The organism is Paenalicyclobacillus cellulosilyticus, assembly GCF_014647315.1.
Taxonomy (GTDB): domain Bacteria; phylum Bacillota; class Bacilli; order Alicyclobacillales; family Alicyclobacillaceae; genus Alicyclobacillus_J; species Alicyclobacillus_J cellulosilyticus.
The window spans coordinates 357-606 of record NZ_BMOY01000131.1; the positions used below are offsets into that span (position 1 = coordinate 357).

A 250-nucleotide genomic window follows, 5' to 3' on the forward strand; every position below is an offset into this window, starting at 1 on the left:
ATTGGATCATGAGCGGCGCGGTTATGTTCAGACTGCTTTTCCAACGCTTGCTTTAAATCCTGAACAGGATTTGGTTTATCTTTGTGGTAATCCAGGTATGATTGACGAATCCTTTGCCTATCTAAAGGATAAAGGGTTTGATATGCAACGCATTGTACGGGAGAAATACATCTCTTCTAAGTAAACGATAAAAAATCAAGTGGCGAAAAAACCAGTATCTTTATGTAGAATGGGTATATAACAATAACAG

1 protein-coding gene is annotated in these 250 nt (G+C 37.6%); it reads left to right on the top strand.

The features are described from left to right. On the top strand, positions 1–184 hold a 184-nt coding region (locus IEX97_RS13740; RefSeq protein WP_229776936.1), incomplete at its 5' end, for a ferredoxin reductase domain-containing protein. Between the last annotated feature and the right edge of the window lie 66 nt (positions 185–250).